14 protein-coding genes are annotated in these 17,499 nt (G+C 67.4%); 2 read left to right on the forward strand and 12 right to left on the reverse strand.

Features of this window, described 5'->3' with window-relative positions:
* Positions 1 to 47: 47 nt before the first annotated feature.
* The 3 genes from LFT45_RS15405 to LFT45_RS15415 all read right to left on the reverse strand — a co-directional run bounded on the left by LFT45_RS15405 (position 48) and on the right by LFT45_RS15415 (position 3,572).
* Positions 48 to 536 carry a PTS sugar transporter subunit IIA gene (locus LFT45_RS15405; protein ID WP_111905253.1) on the reverse strand — a complete coding sequence of 163 codons (489 nt, stop codon included), beginning with the start codon at positions 534 to 536 and terminating at the stop codon, positions 48 to 50.
* A gap of 50 nt (positions 537 to 586) precedes the next feature.
* Positions 587 to 2,338 (reverse strand): glycerol-3-phosphate dehydrogenase/oxidase, encoded by a 1,752-nt coding sequence (locus LFT45_RS15410; protein WP_236804388.1) that lies wholly within the window; start codon positions 2,336 to 2,338, stop codon positions 587 to 589.
* Positions 2,339 to 2,435: 97 nt separating this feature from the next.
* Complete coding sequence (locus LFT45_RS15415) at positions 2,436 to 3,572, reverse strand: GuaB3 family IMP dehydrogenase-related protein (protein WP_236804390.1); 1,137 nt, start codon at positions 3,570 to 3,572, stop codon at positions 2,436 to 2,438.
* Positions 3,573 to 3,676: 104 nt separating this feature from the next.
* Here LFT45_RS15415 and LFT45_RS15420 point away from each other — a divergent pair, with 104 nt between their 5' ends.
* On the forward strand, positions 3,677 to 4,360 hold the full coding sequence (locus LFT45_RS15420; protein WP_236804392.1) for a hypothetical protein: 684 nt from the start codon (positions 3,677 to 3,679) through the stop codon (positions 4,358 to 4,360).
* Here the strand turns inward: LFT45_RS15420 and LFT45_RS15425 are convergent.
* From LFT45_RS15425 to LFT45_RS15455, 7 genes are all read right to left on the reverse strand, one after another.
* The gene (locus tag LFT45_RS15425; RefSeq protein WP_236804394.1) at positions 4,278 to 6,191 is read right to left on the reverse strand and encodes an ABC transporter ATP-binding protein; all 1,914 of its coding nucleotides are present in this window, start codon (positions 6,189 to 6,191) and stop codon (positions 4,278 to 4,280) included. The genes LFT45_RS15420 and LFT45_RS15425 overlap by 83 nt on opposite strands.
* Positions 6,192 to 6,228: 37 nt before the next feature.
* Positions 6,229 to 6,741, reverse strand: a complete 513-nt coding sequence (locus LFT45_RS15430) for a hypothetical protein (RefSeq protein ID WP_236804397.1) — start codon at positions 6,739 to 6,741, stop codon at positions 6,229 to 6,231.
* Positions 6,742 to 6,900: 159 nt separating this feature from the next.
* A complete protein-coding gene (gene guaB / locus LFT45_RS15435; protein WP_190604970.1) occupies positions 6,901 to 8,412 on the reverse strand; it encodes an IMP dehydrogenase in 1,512 nt (503 codons plus the stop codon).
* A gap of 168 nt (positions 8,413 to 8,580) precedes the next feature.
* The gene (locus LFT45_RS15440; protein ID WP_236804399.1) at positions 8,581 to 10,641 is read right to left on the reverse strand and encodes an acyltransferase family protein; all 2,061 of its coding nucleotides are present in this window, start codon (positions 10,639 to 10,641) and stop codon (positions 8,581 to 8,583) included.
* 183 nt (positions 10,642 to 10,824) lie between these two features.
* Entirely contained in the window at positions 10,825 to 12,435 is a 1,611-nt protein-coding gene (groL, locus tag LFT45_RS15445) for a chaperonin GroEL (protein WP_236804401.1), read from the reverse strand.
* Between the two features lie 84 nt (positions 12,436 to 12,519).
* Positions 12,520 to 12,813 carry a co-chaperone GroES gene (groES, locus tag LFT45_RS15450; RefSeq protein WP_003805290.1) on the reverse strand — a complete coding sequence of 98 codons (294 nt, stop codon included), beginning with the start codon at positions 12,811 to 12,813 and terminating at the stop codon, positions 12,520 to 12,522.
* Between the two features lie 229 nt (positions 12,814 to 13,042).
* Entirely contained in the window at positions 13,043 to 13,459 is a 417-nt protein-coding gene (locus tag LFT45_RS15455; protein WP_236804403.1) for a hypothetical protein, read from the reverse strand.
* A 72-nt stretch (positions 13,460 to 13,531) separates the two neighbouring features.
* On the opposite strand from LFT45_RS15455, the gene LFT45_RS15460 reads away from it, so the two are divergent.
* Complete coding sequence (locus LFT45_RS15460) at positions 13,532 to 14,773, forward strand: class I SAM-dependent methyltransferase (RefSeq protein WP_236804405.1); 1,242 nt, start codon at positions 13,532 to 13,534, stop codon at positions 14,771 to 14,773.
* 19 nt (positions 14,774 to 14,792) lie between these two features.
* Here LFT45_RS15460 and LFT45_RS15465 read toward each other — a convergent pair whose 3' ends face one another.
* Together LFT45_RS15465 and LFT45_RS15470 are read right to left on the reverse strand one after the other, a co-directional pair.
* Positions 14,793 to 15,599, reverse strand: coding sequence for a shikimate 5-dehydrogenase (locus LFT45_RS15465; RefSeq protein WP_236804407.1), 807 nt, complete (start codon positions 15,597 to 15,599; stop codon positions 14,793 to 14,795).
* 67 nt (positions 15,600 to 15,666) lie between these two features.
* The gene (locus tag LFT45_RS15470; protein ID WP_336885579.1) at positions 15,667 to 17,478 is read right to left on the reverse strand and encodes a glycoside hydrolase family 3 N-terminal domain-containing protein; all 1,812 of its coding nucleotides are present in this window, start codon (positions 17,476 to 17,478) and stop codon (positions 15,667 to 15,669) included.
* Positions 17,479 to 17,499 lie beyond the last annotated feature (21 nt).

Genomic DNA, 17,499 nt, shown 5'->3' on the forward strand with positions numbered 1-17,499 from the left:
GTCCCTGCGTGGCGACGGAGTCGACACGAAAGGGCCTGCCGCAATCTTTAGTGATCGAAGAAGACGAGGCTTGAGTTGATGAGCTCTGCGATGATGTCGGCATCGTAGGCCCGCCGCAGCGACTCGCGGAAGGATTCCTTGGACAGGGACCGCGCCAGGGTGGCGAGCACTTCCAGGTGGTCGGAGAACGAGCTCGCCGGCGTGGCAATGAGCAGGACCACGGTGGCGGGGCCGTCCGCGGCCCCGAAGTCGAGAGCCTTGCCGTACTTGGTGATCCCGACGGCGATCGAGGTCTCGGAGACAAACTCGCTGCGGGCGTGCGGCAGGCCCACGCCCCCGGGCAGGCCGGTGGCCAGCTGGTGCTCACGGGCGTTGACGTGCGCCAGGAAACCCTCGAGGTCCGAGACGCGGCCGGCGTCGAACAGCTTCCGGGCCAGCTGGCCGGCTGCGTCCACCTTGTCCTCGGCGTCCATTTCGAGGATCACCATGTCCGGTGTGGTGAGCTCGGCATCGTAACGGTCCAGTGGTTCCGCCAAGTGGTGTCCCTTCAGTGAGGCCGGGGCCCGTCCGGCGGCGGTCTGCGATCTCAGCGCAGCGGGACGATGTCCTCCGCGCCCAGCCGGGCAGCATCGGCCGATTCGTCATCGGGCTGCTGCTGGCTGAGCCGTTCGGCTTCCACCCGCGCAAGGTAATGCTTGATTTCGCTTTCCCGCTGCGCATCGCTCCAGCCAAGAATTTCTCCCATAAGCTTAGCGACTACCGGGACGGCAGACACACCGCGGTCCCACGCCTCGATGGAAATCCGGGTGCGCCGGGTCAGGACGTCATGCACATGCCGGGCGCCCTCATGGGTTGCCGCGTAGACCGCCTCGGCCTGCAGGTAGTCGTCGGCGCCGGGCAGCGGTTCGGCCAGTTCGGGCCGGTCCTGGATGATGGCCAGCACCTCAGAGGTCATGGATCCGTAGCGGTTCAGCAGGTGCTCCACGCGGGCGACGTGCACCCCTGATTCCTCGGCGGTCCGGTTCCGGCGGTTCCAGGCGGCCCTGAACCCGCTGGCTCCGAGCAGCGGAATGGTCTCGGTGCAGCTCGGGGGCACGCGCTCGTCCATGCTGCGGACGGCTTCGTCCACGGCGTCCTTGGCCATGACGCGGTAGGTGGTCCATTTGCCGCCCGCCACCACCACCAGGCCCGGCACGGGGTGGGCCACGATGTGCTCGCGGGAGAGCTTGGCCGTGGAGTCGCTCTCTCCGGCCAGCAGCGGCCTCAGCCCGGCGTAGACACCCTCCACGTCCTCCCGGGTCAGGGGCCGTTTGAGGACCTTGTTGACGTGCTCCAGGAGGTAGTCGATGTCCTTGCTGGACGCGGCCGGGTGGGCCTTGTCCAGGTGCCAGTCGGTGTCCGTGGTGCCGATGATCCAGTGCCGTCCCCACGGAATGACGAACAGCACGGACTTCTCCGTCCGCAGGATCAGCCCGACCGTTGACTGGAAGCGGTCGCGCGGCACCACCAGGTGGATGCCCTTGGACGCGCGCACCTTCAGCTGGCCGCGGTCGGTGACCATGGCCTGCGTTTCGTCGGTCCAGACCCCGGTGGCGTTGATGACCTGCTTTGCGCGGATGTTGAAGTTGGAGCCGTCCTCGCGGTTCACCACCTTGGCGCCCACCACACGTTCGCCTTCGCGCAGGAAATCGACGACGGCGGTCTGGTTGACCGCGTGCGCACCGTAGTAGGCGGCGGTCCGCACCAGGTTGGCCACGTACTTGGCGTCGTCCACCTGGCCGTCGTAGTACCGGATGGAACCGACGAAGGCGTCGTCCTTCAGGCTCGGGGCGGCGCGCAGGGTGCCCCGGCGCGACAGGTGCTTGTGGAACGGCACGCCCCGCTTGTGCCCGCCCGAGATGGACATGGCGTCGTACAGCGCGATGCCGGCGCCGATGTACGGCCGCTCGACGAAGTGTTTGGTCAGCGGGTACAGGAAAGGCACCGGCCGGGCCAGGTGCGGCGCCAGCTCGGAAAGCAGCAGCCCCCGCTCCTGCAGCGCTTCCTTCACCAGTGCAAAGTCGAGCATTTCGAGGTAACGGAGGCCGCCGTGGATGAGCTTGGAGGACCGTGATGAGGTCCCGGCCGCCCAGTCGCTGGCTTCCACGATGCCGACGCTCAGGCCACGGGTGACGGCGTCGAGGGCCACCCCGGCGCCGACGATGCCGCCGCCGACGATGAGGATGTCCAGTTCCTTGCCCGGCTCCGTTGAAGCCTTGAGCGCGGCCAGCGCGGACTCCCGCGCTTCGGGGCCCAAGGCTCCCCTGGTCGCCGGCGGACGTTCACCGAAACCGGTCATGACAGGCCTCCATCCTCATGGAACGTTGTAGTTCACCAGAGTACTTCGTACGCCTGCCGATGGGCAGGGCGCGGACTGTGTTGCCGGGGGCCGCAGGTCAGTTTCCGGCGTAGGGTGACACCACGACGTCGACCCGCTGGAACTCTTTGAGGTCCGAATAGCCGGTGGTGGCCATGGAGCGGCGGAGCGCGCCGATCAGGTTGGAGGTTCCGTCGGTGTGGTGGCCCGGCCCGAAGAGCACCTCTTCCAGCGGACCGACAGTTCCGATGTTGACCCTGTCGCCGCGGGGCAGTTCCAGGTGGTGCGCCTCCTGGCCCCAGTGCCAGCCCTTTCCGGGGGCCTCTTCCGCCCGGGCGAGGGCGGTGCCGAGCATGACGGCGTCTGCGCCCATGGCGATGGCCTTGACGATGTCGCCCGAGGTGCCCATGCCGCCGTCGGCAATTACGTGGACGTAGCGTCCCCCGGACTCATCCATGTAGTCGCGGCGGGCGGCGGTCACGTCGGAGATGGCGGAGGCCATGGGCGAGTGGATGCCCAGGGCGCGGCGCGTGGTAGTGGTGGCACCGCCGCCGAACCCGACCAGGACACCGGCCGCGCCGGTGCGCATGAGGTGCAGTGCGGGCGTGTAGCCGGCAGCGCCGCCCACGATCACGGGGACGTCGAGTTCGTAGATGAACTGCTTCAGGTTCAGCGGTTCGTGGTCCTTGGAGACGTGCTCGGCGGACACCGTGGTTCCGCGGATCACAAAAATGTCGACGCCGGCGGCCACCACGGTCTTGTAGTGTTCCTGCGTGCGCTGCGGGGTCAGGGACCCGGCCACGGTGATGCCCGCGGCGCGGATTTCGGCCAGGCGCGAGGTGATCAGCTCAGGCTGGATGGGTGCTTTGTAGAGCTCCTGCATCCTGCGCGTGACGGCGGGGCTGTTGGTTTCGTCCGCAAGAGCGCCGATCTCGTCCAGCACGGGCTGCGGGTCCTCGTACCGGGTCCAGAGGCCCTCGAGGTCCAGGACGCCCAGGCCGCCGAGCTTGCCCAGCGCGATGGCCGTCGCCGGGGACATGGCGGAATCCATCGGGGCCGCGATAACCGGCATGTCGAACTTGTAGGCATCGATCTGCCACGAGACGGAGACGTCCTTGGGGTCACGGGTGCGACGGTTGGGGACGATCGCAATGTCATCCAGGGAGTAGGCACGACGCCCACGCTTGCCACGGCCAATCTCAATCTCGTAAGTCACTGCTCTAGGTTATCCCAGTCGAACGCCTGTCCGAGGATAGAGTGGGCCCACGCCAGCGGGGTTCCCTGGCCGAGCTTGCGAGGTTAGGGAGCTGGTGGGGACGAATGGGCGGACGCTGGGTCTTCGACGGCCACATCGGAGGGATCGGGACCGGCTCCGGCCTGCGCGCGGTGGTCGGGATCTGGCAGGAATCGCCCTTCGGCCCGTTCGCGGACGTGATGGTCCAGCTGCCGTCGGGGCGGCGGATACTGCTGGCTCCCGCTGAGGAGGTGGCTGAGTTCATCGCCGCCACCTACAGCTTCGAGGAGGTCCGCGTCCTGGACGTCGCTGCCGTGCTGGCCGGGAAGTGGTTGACGGTCGACGCCGGTCCCTTGGCTCTCCGGGCCAGTGTCGGCGGCAGGGCCCTCCTTGGTTCGCTGCTGCGTACGGTCCCCCGGCCCGTTGCCGTCCACACCCGCTGGCTGGCCGCGGTCAACCCGCTCGTGGCTGCAGCCAGCCCCGGAACCCGGACCTTCGGCACGGCGGGGAACGGCAGGCTGGAGTATTACGGGGTGAGCGACCTCCACCACATCAGCTCCGCCGTCGTCAGCTGGGAAGGCGAGGACGCCGGACCGCTGTCCCCCGTCAGCCCAGCGGTGACCTTCGGGTTCAGCAGTGTTCCGCCGCGGCCCAGCCTTGCCCGGGTCCGAACCACGGTCGTGGAAGCTAGATCCCGCCGGCTTCTGGGCCCACGCCAGCAGGGTTACCTGGCCGAGCGTGCGAGGTTAGGGGGCTGGTGGGGACGCTGAGCTGGGACTCGAACATCCGGAAGTAGCGGCCGCGGAGCGCCACCAGTTCCCGGTGCGTTCCCTGCTCCACGATCCGGCCGTCCTCCAGCATGTACACGATGTCAGCCTTCTCGATCGTGGCGAGCCGGTGGCTGATGGCGATGATGGTGCTGCTGCGCTCCGCGAACAGCCGGGTGAAGATGCGGTGCTCCGCCAGCGCGTCGATGGCGGACGTGGGCTCGTCCATGACCATGAAGGAGGCGTTCCGGTAGAAGTTCCGTGCCATGGCCAGTCGCTGCCACTGTCCGCCGCTCAGCCCGCTCCCCTTCCGGCCGCGCGGATCCTCCATCCAGTTGCTGACGTGGTTGTCGAGGCCGTTGGGCAGTTTGTTGAGAAATTCCAGCGCCTCGGCATCGGCGGCCGCCCGGCTGATCCGCTCGTCGTCGCGGGGTGAGTCGACGTCGCCGAAGAGGATGTTTTCGGCTGCGGTGGCGAACTCGTACTTGAGGAACTCCTGGCTCAGCACCGCCAGGTGGCGGTGCCAGGAGGTGACGTCGACGGCGGCGAGGTCCACGCCGTCGAGCATCACCTGGCCAGAATCCGGGCGGTAAAGCCCGGCAAGGATGCGGATCAGCGTGGACTTTCCGGCGCCGTTCTCCCCCACGATCGCGATGTGCTGGCCCTCGCGGATGGTCATGCTGATCCCGCGGATCACTTCGATGTCGCTGCCGGTGTATGTGAAGCGGATGTCCCGGAGCTCGACTGTCTTTGGCGCCTCCAGCAGCGGCGGCGCGTAACTGGAGTGCACGGGCAGTGCCATGAACAGCTCGTAGTCCTTGAGGTTGGCGAGATCCTCATCGATCGAGCTGAGCGAGGACACCAGGCTGTTCGCCGTGGACAGGGCCCGGCTGACGATCTGCTGGACGTAGAGGAACTGCCCCACGGGCTGGGCGCGGGCGATGATCTGGCCGACCACCCAGATGAGCGAGACGACCTCCGCGGCGTACTGCAGGGCGTCGGCGGCCAGCTGCTTGGGGATGTACCGCTTCTGGAAGTCCAGACGGCGCTTCTCGTCGGCGTCGCGTAGCCGGGAGCGCAGCCCCATGAGGTACCCGACGATGCCGTAGAGGCGCATCTCGGCGATGTGCTGCGGCCGGAGCAGGTTGGTCTCGATCATCCGCCGCTGCCGCCGCGAATCCACCTGCGTGTTCCAGTGCGCGATCTGCTCGCGGGACAGCTTGAACTGCAGGTAGACGCTGGGGACGATCGCAACAAGGACGATCACGGCGATCCACCAGCTCACCAGCAGGAGCGCGCCGATGGCCAGGATCACCGACACCAGCTGCGTGAAGATGGCCGCGATCCTGTCCAGGACCCTCGCATAGGAATCGGAGAACCGCTTGGCGCGGTCGTAGAGGTCCACCGTTTCCTTGTCGTCGTAACGCCAGAAGTCCAGCGCGAGGAACCGCTCGTACATCAGGTCCCCCACGATGGCACCCACCCGGAAACTCATGAGCTGCTGAATGTAGCGGTCCACGCTGCCGAACGCGCCCCAGAACAGACCAAGGGCGGCGGTGATGACGACGTACACGATGGCCTGCTGCCCGGCGGCGGCGTCCCCGCTGTAGGCGGCCGCCAAGGCGGTGGTGGTCAGGCCCGCGAAGTACGTGGTGACCAGGGGCAGCACGGCCGAGATCAGCGATCCGGCCACCTTCATGAGGACGGCACCGGGCGACGCACGGAAGCTGACGCGGAGCACCTGGGCGACGGCGCGGGCGTAGGGCTTCAGTGCCAGCCGCCGCTGGGGTTCCTTTTTCGGGTTCAGTTCGGCGGGATGGCGTGGTTGGGACATGGCTCCAGCCTAGTCCCGCGCCCGTGGACGGCGTCTGTCAATACTTCTCGCCGTATTCGTACTCCGGGAAGTCGAAGCAGGCACTGTAGCCCTCGACCCGCAGCGATTCAGGACCGTCCACGAAGAACACGAACAGGTGGGTGCCGTCGGTGTGCAGGAGGTCGATGCGCCGGGCTCCATCCGGGGCCGCCCCGTCTTTCACCGTCCAGCCGTCCCTGGCCTGCATCAGCTCTACCACCTCATCGAGGGTGGCATCGCGGTCCACGCCTGCCCCGACTTCGGCAACAGCGTCCCCGGTCCACTTCCACCTTTCCCCGTCAGTGCAGGGCATGAGGCTGGACGTATCGTGAGCGAACGTGGACAAAACCGCATGATCAGGCAGCAGCCCCAGGATTTCCTGTTCTGAGGACATGACTTTGGATTTGGCCGATTCGAGGCTGACGTCCGTATTCTGTCCGGTTCCAGGCTGGCCGCAGGAGACCACCATTGCCAGGAGTGCAGCTGCTCCGGCCAGACGCCATGCCAGCGCAGGCCTGGACCTACCGTTCACGGACACTCGCTCCCCCAGTTTTCAGCCCGGTGTTCCTTGACCGAATATACAAGGCGGGAACGCAAAAGGAGGTGGGGAGAACTCCCCACCTCCTTTCTGCGCTGGATGGGCCCAGGGCGCCCGCGTTCCCTGGCCGAGCCGGCGAGGCCAGGGAACCGGTCAGCGTGAACCGTAGTTCGGTGCCTCGACCGTCATCTGGATGTCGTGCGGGTGCGATTCCTTCAGGCCGGCCGGGGTGATGCGGACGAACTTGCCGCGGGCCTTCAGCTCGGGAACGGTGGGAGCACCGGTGTAGAACATGGTCTGCCGGAGGCCGCCCACCAGCTGGTACGCCACCGAGGCCAGCGGTCCGCGGTAGGCCACGCGGCCCTCGATGCCCTCGGGGATGAGCTTGTCATCGCCGGAGACGTCAGCCTGGAAGTAACGGTCCTTCGAGTAGGACGTGTTCTTGCCGCGGGACTGCATGGCACCGAGGGAGCCCATGCCGCGGTAGCTCTTGAACTGCTTGCCGTTGACGAAGATGAGCTCACCCGGGGATTCGTCACAGCCGGCCAGCAGGGAGCCGAGCATCACGGTGTCGGCACCGGCGACCAGCGCCTTGCCGATGTCGCCCGAGTACTGGAGGCCGCCGTCGGCGATCAGCGGAACGCCGGCCGGAATAGCGGCCTTGGCGGATTCGTAGATGGCGGTGATCTGCGGGACGCCCACACCGGCCACGACGCGGGTGGTGCAGATGGAGCCCGGACCGACGCCCACCTTGATGCCGTCCGCACCGGCATCGATCAGGGCCTGGGCGCCTTCGCGGGTGGCAGCCTGACCGCCGATGATGTCCACGTGCGCGGCAACCGGATCGGACTTCAGGCGGCGGATCATGTCCAGCACACCCTGCGAGTGGCCGTTCGCGGTGTCCACGAAGAGGGCGTCAACGCCGGCGTCCACCAGCTTCATGGCGCGCTCCCAGCCGTCACCGAAGAAGCCGATGGCAGCACCGACACGCAGCCGGCCCTCGTCGTCCTTGGTGGCCAGCGGGTACTGCTCGGCCTTGGTGAAGTCCTTGGTGGTGATGAGGCCCTTCAGGCGCCCCTGCTCGTCCACCAGCGGGAGCTTCTCGATCTTGTTCGTGGCCAGCTTGTGCGAGGCTTCCTCGCGGCTAATGCCGACGTGGCCGGTGACGAGCGGCATCTTGGTCATGACGTCGCTGACCAAACGGATCGGGAAGTCGGATTCCGGCACGAAGCGCGTGTCGCGGTTGGTGACGATGCCGAGGAGCCGGTTGCCGTCGTCCACCACGGGAAGGCCGGAGACGCGGTAACGGGCGCACAGCTCGTCGAGTTCCAGCAGCGTGGCCTCGGGTCCGATGGTGAGCGGGTTGGTGATCATGCCCGACTCGCTGCGCTTGACGCGGTCCACCTGGTCGGCCTGGTCGTCGATCGCGAGGTTGCGGTGGACGACGCCGAGGCCGCCTTGGCGTGCCATGGCGATGGCCATCCTGGACTCGGTGACGGTGTCCATGGCCGCCGAAAGCAGCGGCGTCTGGACGGTGATGCGCTTGGAGATCCGGGACGACGTGTCCGCCTCGGAGGGGATCACGTCGGTGTGGCCGGGAAGCAGCAGGACGTCGTCATACGTCAGGCCGATGAAGCCGAAGGGGTCGTGCTCGGGCTGGGTCATGAGTGCGCCTCTTACCTTGGTTTACAGGTTCACGGGTAGGGGTTGCAGCCGATGACCAGCCCGTCATTACGGGACTGGCCTGTGCAGAAGTATTGAATAAATTCTAGAACCTCCGCGGCGATCCCCATATTCCGGGACGGCTTTGTGAGCAAAGGCACGACCGTGGCGCTATTTCCAGCCGGTCGCCTTCAGCAGCCGCTTCTCGAACATCGGAATCATGGACTGGACGTAGGTCTTGGTGAGGTGGTTGTCGTCCTTGTAGACGTAGACGTTGCCCACCACGGCCGGGCAGATGCCGCCGGCGCAGATGAAGTCGCTCATGTCCATCAGGTGCAGCCCGTCCACCTTGCCCCGGTACGCGTCCAGCGGCGATGTGGCCGCAAGGGATTCGCCGAGCGGCGGGTTGCACTCGGGAGCGTCGGTGCCGTACTTCTGGACGCATTCCGGCATGTTGATGGCGAACCGTGGGTTGTCCCGGACCCCCACCACGTCAATCCCGGCGTCGGTGAACGGCTTGATGCCGTCCAGGTAGCCGGGCACCTCCGTTTCGAACGGGGCTTCCTTGTGCGTGAGGGATGCCACAGTAAACACTGCGTCCGGCTTGTGTTTACTGACGTACGCGGCGCTGGCCTTGTTGAAGGCGTTGCAGTCGGCGTCCCGTTCCGGGGATTCGGCGCCGAACCGGCAGTTCCCCTTTAGGAGGGTGACCACCTCCCAGCCGTGGTCCCTTGCGATGGGGCCGAGCGCAGCCATGTACTGCTGTGCGTGGGAGTCGCCAAGCACCACGATTCGTTTGGTGACCTTGTCCGGCTTGCTGTTCTGCAGGCAGCCGTTGAGCAGCGGGTCGCTGGGGACGTTTTCGCCCGTGCACAGCCCGTCGATGTCCGCCCACTCGTTTTTCATGGCGGCAGGTGCAGGGATGACGGTGGCTTCCGGCGTCGCCTTTCCGGCGTTCTCCGGCGCCAGCGCGGCCGCACCGGGCGTCAGCTCGCGCGGTTGCGCGGCTGCTGCCGCTTCCTCAGCGGTCAGCTTGGTCTGCCACACCGCGACCGGCCCGGCCAGCAGGGCGCCGCAGGCAACAATCACGACGGCGGTGCGCCAGGCCCGCAGTTGCGGCCAGTGCCATTCGCGCAGGGGCTTTTCCACGAAGCGGGTGGTGAGCACGGCCAGCACCACGGAACCGGCCACAATGGCGAGGCCCTGGACCAGGTTGGGCTTTTCGATGCCGGTGGCCGCGAGGGACAGGACCAGGACCGGCCAGTGCCAGAGGTACAGGGCGTAGGAGTTGTCCCCCAGCCCGACCAGAGGCCTTGCGGTCAGGAGCCTGTCCACGCCGAACCGGCTGCCGCTTTGACCAGCCACGATGATGGCAGCCGCGGCCAGAGTGGGCCACAGCGCAATGAAGCCCGGGAAGGACCGGTCAACGGTGAGCAGCAGCCCGCAGGAGATCATGGCGGCGAGCCCGGCCCAGCCCAGCACGACGCGCAGCGCCTTCCTCGGCTTCAGGTAGGGCAGCACCAGTGCCAGCAGCGATCCCAGCGCGAACTCCCACAACCGGGTGCGCGTATCGAAGTAGGCGTAGGCCTGGTTGCCGGCCGTCTGATCGATGGAGTACAGCAGGGAAGCGATGAAGATGCCGCCGAAGGCAACCATCAGGACGGTCCGGTAGCTGACATCCCGGCGGGCCCGCAGCAGCCGCCACACCAGGGCGGAGCCAGCGAAGATGAGCGGCCAGAGAATGAAGACCTGGCCCTGGATGGACAGCGACCAGAAATGCTGGAGGGGGCTGGCTCCGGAGTGGTCCTGCGCGTAGTAGTCCACTGCTGTGTTGGCCAGCAGCCAGTTCTGCCCGTAGAGGAGCGATGCCCAGGCCTCGTCGAGGACGTCGGGCCAGCGGCTCTGCGGCAGGACCAGCCAGGTTCCGGCCAGCACACCCAGGATCACCACGACGGCGGCCGGGATCAGCCGCTTGGAGAGGTGCAGCCAGTGGCTCACGAGGCGCAGCGGCGTGCCCTTCTCCACCTTGCGGACGAAGGACATGGTCAGCAGGAATGCCGAGATGAGGAGGAAGATATCCACGCCGCCGGAAACCCGGCCAAGCCACACGTGGTACGTGACCACCATGAGCACCGCGAGGGCGCGAAGCCCCTGGACCTCGGGACGGTAGCCCGGTTTGGCCTTCAGCCGGGCAACCCGTGGCTCTTGGGTGTGTTCCTTGGTTTTTGGCACAAATAACCCCTCAAACGGCAGCACAAAGTAACCACGTTACCGTTTCGTGATTTTTCAGACCAATCTGACGCGCTGGATGTGATCCCCGTCTCAACTGGGGAAACGCCACAGAAAACGCCAAGAAGGCCCGCCCAGCGGCTGCTGGACGGGCCTTCTTGTGAAGCCGCGAGGGCGGGCTGCAGCCTAGTGGCTGTGGCCTGCGTGCTCGTCTTCCTCGGCCGGCTTGTCAGCCACGAGGGTTTCGGTGGTGAGCACCAGCGCAGCGATGGAGGCTGCGTTGCGAAGAGCGGCACGGGTGACCTTGACGGGGTCAATGACGCCCGCCGCGATCAGATCCTCGTACTCGCCGGACTTGGCGTTGAAGCCGTGGTTGTTGTCCTGCTCGGCAACCCGTGCGGTCACAACGTAGCCGTCGTGGCCGGCGTTCTGGGCGATCCAGCGCAGCGGCTGGACCAGGGCACGGCGGACGATGCCGACGGCGGCAGCCGCGTCACCTTCGAGTGCCGTGACGGCCGGGTCCTCGTCGAGCGCCTTCAGCGCGTGGATCAGGGCGGAACCGCCACCGGCCACGATGCCTTCTTCGAGGGCGGCGCGGGTGGAGGACACTGCATCTTCGATGCGGTGCTTCTTTTCCTTCAGCTCAACCTCGGTGGCTGCGCCGACCTTGATCACGCCGATGCCGCCGGCCAGCTTGGCCAGGCGTTCCTGCAGCTTTTCCCGGTCCCAGTCGGAATCGGTGCGGGTCAGCTCGGCGCGCAGCTGCGCAACGCGTGCTGCAACGTCCTCGGCCGAACCTGCGCCGTCGACGATGGTGGTGTTGTCCTTGGTCACCGTGATGCGGCGGGCGGTACCCAGCACCTCGAGGCCAACGGAGTCCAGGCTCAGGCCCAGTTCCGGGGACACAACCTGGGCGCCTGTCAGCGTCGCGATGTCCTGCAGCATGGCCTTGCGGCGGTCACCGAAGCCCGGAGCCTTGACGGCAACCACGTTCAGGGTGCCGCGGATGCGGTTGACGATCAGCGTGGACAGGGCCTCGCCGTCGACGTCCTCGGCGATGATGAACAGCGGCTTGGAGCTCTGCAGCGCCTTCTCCAGCAGCGGCAGGAATTCCTGCACCGAGGAGATCTTGCCCTGGTTGATCAGGATAAGGGCGTCCTCGAGGACGGCTTCCTGGCGCTCGGTGTCGGTGATGAAGTACGGGGACAGGTAGCCCTTGTCGAACTGCATGCCCTCGGTCAGCGCCAGCTCGGTCTGCGTGGTGGAGGATTCCTCGATGGTGATCACACCATCCTTGCCGACCTTGCCGAATGCCTCGGCGAGCAGCTCGCCAACCTCGTCGCTCTGCGCGGAAATGGCGGCAACGTTGGCCACCTGGGTGCCCTCGACGGGACGGGCGTTCTCCAGCAGGCGCGCTGCGATGGCCTCGACAGAGACCTCGATGCCGCGCTTGATCTGGCCAGGAGCGGCGCCGGCGGCAACATTGCGCAGGCCTTCCTTGACCAGTGCCTGGGCGAGCACGGTTGCGGTGGTGGTGCCGTCACCGGCGACGTCATTCGTCTTGGTGGCGACTTCCTTGGCCAGCTGGGCGCCAAGGTTCTCGTACGGGTCGTCCAGTTCGACTTCCCGGGCGATGGTCACGCCGTCGTTGGTGATGGTGGGGGCGCCCCACTTCTTGTCCAGCACGACGTTGCGGCCGCGGGGACCAAGCGTCACCTTAACCGTGTTGGCGAGCTTGTCGATGCCGGCTTCAAGCGACCGGCGGGCAGCGTCGTTAAACGCAAGCTGCTTTGCCATGGTTTGTCCTTTCAAGACAGAACCCCGCGCAGCCGCCCGGTCCGACAGAATCAGACTCGGGCAGCGGCACGGGGATCCAAAGAGTTACTTAACGACGATCGCCAGAACGTCGCGGGCGGAGAGCACGAGGTACTCGGTGCCGCCGGTCTTGACTTCGGTTCCGCCGTACTTGGAGTAGATGACGACGTCGCCAACAGCTACGTCGACCGGTACGCGGTTGCCATCTTCGAAGCGGCCGGGGCCTACTGCAACAACTTCGCCTTCCTGCGGCTTCTCCTGGGCGGAGTCCGGAATGACCAGGCCGGAAGCCGTGGTCTGCTCGGCTTCGAGCGGGCGGACAACAATACGATCCTCAAGAGGCTTAATAGAGACCGACACTCGGACCTCTCCTTTTCGTCAAAATTCATGGACAGTAAAAACTGTTGCGCCGTGGCGGCAGACCGTCGTCGCGGTGCCGGCAGCAGCCAGGCTGGCAGCTCTTCGTGTGTTAGCACCCTCCTAGGGAGAGTGCTAATGATGACTCTATGTAAGGGGTTAGCACTCGGTCAAGGTGAGTGCCAGAATTTCATCCGCCGTAACCCGCACGGACCCGATTTCGGCGGGCGGTTCAGCGCCCGGCGAGGTCGTCGAACCCCAGGTCCGGGCCGCCGTCGGCCTCTTCGTCCCCGGCTTTCCGCTGTTCGCGGACAAGCACGACGGCGGCCGCCGCCGCGGTCACGACCGACACGATGAGCGCCACGATGCCGCCAACGCGCGCCCCCAGGTACAGGTCCCGGATCTGCCGGGCTTCCTCAGTGGCGTCGCTGATGTTCTTGCCGCCCACCGAGTAGACGGTGGCATTGAAGGAATCCAGCAGGAAGATGATCACCAGCAGGACAAGACAGACGACGGCGGCAACGGCTCCGGCGATCAGCACCGGACGTGCGTACCGGACCAGGCGGCTATGCTGTGCCGGACCGGGGCCGGTGCTTTCGGGCTGACCTGAATCGGACTGACCTGGGGTTGGCGTTGCGCTGGATTCCATTCAGACCACCCTATCGGGAAGAGCAGGCCGATCGGGAAGAGCACGGGCGGCCGCTCCACTAGGCTTGATCCCATGTCTGAAGCACCGCAGGACCAGATCGCCCCGCTCCTAACCGAAGAAGGATGGGAGCTGCTGGCCTCGCTCGGACCCTACCGGGAAGACGACTCCTTCAGCCTCAACTCAAGCCTCCGCAAGGGCGGCCACTCCCCCGAACTCGTGTCCGCCGTCCTGACACAGTCACGGCTCCGGACCAGGGCCGAGGCCAAGTTCGGTGAGTTTGCCCGGCAGATGCTCTTCACCCAGGCCGGCCTGGAGCAGGCCACCCGGCTCAACGTCGCTGCCAGGCACGCCCAGCGCTTTGCCCAGGCTGGCGTCAGCCACGTTGCGGACCTCGGCTGCGGCCTCGGCGCGGACGCCATGGCCCTGGCATCCCTGGACATCGCCGTGACCGCCGTGGAGGTCGACGAGACCACCGCCGCCTGCGCCACGATCAACCTCATTCCCTTTCCCCACGCCACGGTGGTCCATTCGGACGCAACGTCCGTGGAGCTGGAGGACGGGGCCGGCGTCTGGCTGGACCCCGCCCGGCGCACCACCACCACGTCCGGCACCAAGCGGATCTGGGACCCCGAGGCGTTCTCTCCGCCGCTGTCCTTCGTGGAGTCGCTGGCCGCCGCCGGGCGCGCCGTCGGCGTCAAGATGGGCCCCGGCATGCCGCACGAGTCGGTGCCTGCCGGCTGCGAGGCACAGTGGGTCTCGGTGAACGGCGACGTGACGGAAGTCACGCTGTGGTTCAACGCCGTGGCCCGCCCGGGCATCCGCCGGGCCGCCCTGGTCATCGGTGCAGAGGGCGCCGCCGAACTCACCAGCGGGGAGGAGTTCGACGCCGGACCCGTGGCCCCGGTTGGCCCGGTGGAGGGTTTCCTGTTCGAGCCGGACGGCGCCGTCATCCGCGCCGGGCTCGTGGCAGACCTCGCCCTCGGACTGGGCGGCCACCTCGTGGACGAGCACATCGCCTACATTTGCGCCCCGGAGCTGGTGGACACGCCGTACGCCCGGGCCTACCGGGTTCTGGAAGTCATGCCGTACAACGTCAAGGCGCTCAAAGCCTGGGTCCGGGAGAACGGCGTCGGCGTGCTGGACATCAAGAAGCGCGGCACGTCCGTCACTCCTGAGGAGCTGCGCAGGCAGCTACTGCCGGCAGGCAAGGGGGCGGGTAAAGCCGGCGGCAAGGGCGCAGCCAAGAAGACAGCCACCCTGGTCCTCACCCGGATCGGGGAAGAAAGAGTGGCTGTCTCCGTGGAGCCCGTGTAACCGCTGGCTGCTACAGGGCTTACTGGGCGCGGACGAACGCTTCGGCGTCGCGGACCTGCTCCTCGGTGGGGCGGATTCCCGTGTACAGCACAAACTGCTCCAGCGCCTGAATCGTGGCCACCTCCGCTCCGGTGATGACCTGCTTGCCGGCCGCCCGCGCCGCCTTGATGAGCGGTGTTTCTGCCGGCAGCGCCACGACGTCGAAGACGATCTTGGCGGCCTCGATGGTTTCAGCGGGGAAGGACAGCGCGTCCGCCTCCGGTCCCCCGGCCATCCCCACCGGCGTGACGTTGATGACCATGTCCGCTGTGGCCTCCGGGCCGCTGCCTAGCTCGGCGCGCCAGGCAAAGCCGTATAGATCGGCGAGCGCCCGGCCGGTTGCTTCGTTGCGGGCGATGATGGTCACGTCCTTGAACCCCGCGTCGCGCAGGGCCGCGGCTGTGGCCTTCGCCATGCCGCCGGCGCCCTTGAGCAGCACCGATGACCCGGCAGGAACGGCGTTGCCCTCCAGCAGCTGCTCGATCGCCGTGTAGTCCGTGTTGTACGCCGTCAGGCGGCCGCCGTCGTTGACGATGGTGTTGACGGAATCGATGGCCTTGGCGGACGGGTCCATGGCGTCCACCAGGGCGATCACGTCCTCCTTGTAGGGCATGGAGACGGCGCAGCCGCGGATCCCCAGGCCGCGGACGCCCGCGATCGCCTGGGCTAGGTCGGTGGGCGCGAAGGCCTTGTAGATCCAGTTGAGGCCCAGCTGGTCGTACAGGTGGTTGTGGAAGCGGGTCCCGTTGTTGCTCGGCCGGGCCGAGAGGGAAATGCACAGGGTCATGTCTTTATTCAGAATCGGCACCCCTCCATTAAACGGCGGGGCCGGGTTTATTACCTGAAGCCGGTTGTTATTTGCAGCCCGTGCCGGCCCGGTAGGGTCCGACGGCGGCCGGCAGCTTTCCGGGGGCGGTGGCCTTCCCCATCAGGACGGCCAGCAGCGCCTTGTACGCTCCGGGCGTGCGGCCGTAGAGGGCGATCTTCGTGGGCGCGACGGACTGCGCCAAGGGCCACGGGGCATCCAGTGCCACCGCAATGTCGCCCTTCGCGGGGCCGCCACCATAGCCGATGAGAGCGACCAGGGGCCCCGTTCCGAGCGCGATCCCCGCGTCCTTGGCCGCGGCGGCGAAGCGGGCCCGGTCCACTGCCGTGCCGCCCGCCACCCGGACGTGGCCGGCCACGGAGGCGCCCTTGCATCTCCCCGTGACCACCGTGATGGCCCGCGCCGAGACCTTTGCGGAAAGCGCCTCGCCGCTTCCCGGCGCTGCCGTCGGCTGCGGCTGGGCCGTCCGGCCCCGCCAGATCATCATGGTGACCACGCGGCGGGCCGCCTCCTCGAGTCGTGACAGCGGGAGCTTCCCCCCGGTGACCGCCCTGACGACGGCGGCATGAGCGGCGGCTGCATCCGCCGGCATCAGCAGCAGGTCTGCCCCGGCTGCCAGCGCGGCCGGCGCTGCGGAACCGTGGGGATGGCGGCCTGTCACCGCGCCCATGTTCAGCCCGTCCGTGACCGCCACGCCCTTGAATCCCAGGCCGCGCAACGCAGAGTACGTCGCCTTTGAGAGGGACGCGGGCACGCCCGGATCAAGGGCGCGTGTGGCAATGTGGCCGGTCATGACCATCGGTGCTCCCGCCTTGACCGCGGCCTGGAACGGCTTCCAGTCCCGCGCCTTCAACTGCGCGAGGGTGGCGTTCTGGACGGGGAGGTCCTTGTGGGAATCGGTGGTCACCGAACCGTGCCCGGGAAAATGCTTGACGGCGGGCAGCACGCCGCCGGCCAGCATGCCTTTGGCGAAGCCGGCACTCAACGATGCGGCGGCACGGGCGTCGGCGGACAGGGACCGCGCCCCGATGGTGGGATCAGCGGGGCCCATGGTGACGTCGGCCGCGGGGGCGAAGTCCACGGTGAAACCCAGGGGCGCGAGTTCCGCCGCCAGCCCGGTGCCGGCCTCGGCCGCGAGGGGCACGCTGCCGGCGGCGCCGTAGCTCATGGGCGTGGGCCAGCGGGTCAGCGGAGCGCCGACGCGGCTCACCGCTCCGCCTTCCTGGTCAACGCCGATCAGGCCGGGCCAGGTGCGGCCGCCGGAGCGGGACGCGTTGTCCAGCCGGCGCGTCACCCCCGCCAGCGCCCGGACGTCCACCAGGCCGGTGGCTGTTCCGGGCACGTTGTCGGCCATGATCATGGACCCGGCCAGGTGAAGCCGTTCCACCGTGGCGGCCTGGGTTTCGTGGTCAAGGCCGGTGTAGAAGGGCAGGAGCACCTGCCCGGCCTTCTCCTCCAGGGTCATTGTGGCCACCGCCGCGGCGGCCGCGTCGGCGTCCCGCTGCTGCGGGCCCCAGCCCAGCGCCGCCCTGTCCTTCGGTGCGGGCGCCGCCGTGGACGGGGCCTGACTCGGTGTATTTTCCTGGGGTGAACCGGGGTGCGGTGCAGAACTCTGTGCCGTCTGCGGCGAGCCGGAAGCGGAAGCCGCGGGCGCCGTCGTCGTTCCCTCTCCTGGGTCGGGTGCTGCCGGCGTACACGACGCAACCGCGAACAGCGCCGCGAGCGCTGCCGCAGACGCCGCCGGTGCGTTGCGCGCACGTGCACTGCCGGGACGTTTCCTGGGGGATGTGGGGCGGCTGGTGGTGTGAACACTCTCACGCGCCCTGTGTAGCCAAGCCATCACTTCGATGCTACCCCTGCA

Source organism: Arthrobacter sp. FW305-BF8 (assembly GCF_021789315.1).
Taxonomy (GTDB): Bacteria; Actinomycetota; Actinomycetes; order Actinomycetales; family Micrococcaceae; genus Arthrobacter.